General features: G+C 67.4%; 1 protein-coding gene. It reads right to left on the reverse strand.

Annotation, left to right across the window (positions count from 1 at the left end):
- Positions 1-322 (reverse strand): carboxyl transferase domain-containing protein (locus IG84_RS0137430; protein ID WP_281179414.1); only part of this gene is annotated, 322 nt, incomplete at both ends.

The raw sequence follows: 322 nt of genomic DNA on the forward strand, positions 1-322 counted from the left end.
GGAGACCACGCCTTCTTGGATGCGGGCGCCGCCGGAGTCGTTGATGCCGATGACGGGGCAGCCGTTCTTCAGCGCGAAGTCCATCACCTTGACGATCTTCTCGCCGAAGACGCCGCCCAGGGCGCCGCCGAAGACGGTGAAGTCCTGGGAGAAGACGGCGACGGGGCGGTCGTCGACGGTGCCGTAGCCGGTGACCACGCCGTCGCCGTAGGGGCGGTTGTTGGCCATGCCGAAGTCGGTGGAGCGGTGCCGTGCGAACTCGTCCAGTTCGACGAAGGATCCTTCGTCCAGCAGCAGGTCGATCCGCTCCCGGGCGGTCAAC

The sequence above is a fragment of the Streptomyces ochraceiscleroticus genome (assembly GCF_000720485.1).
Classification (GTDB): Bacteria; Actinomycetota; Actinomycetes; order Streptomycetales; family Streptomycetaceae; genus Streptomyces; species Streptomyces ochraceiscleroticus.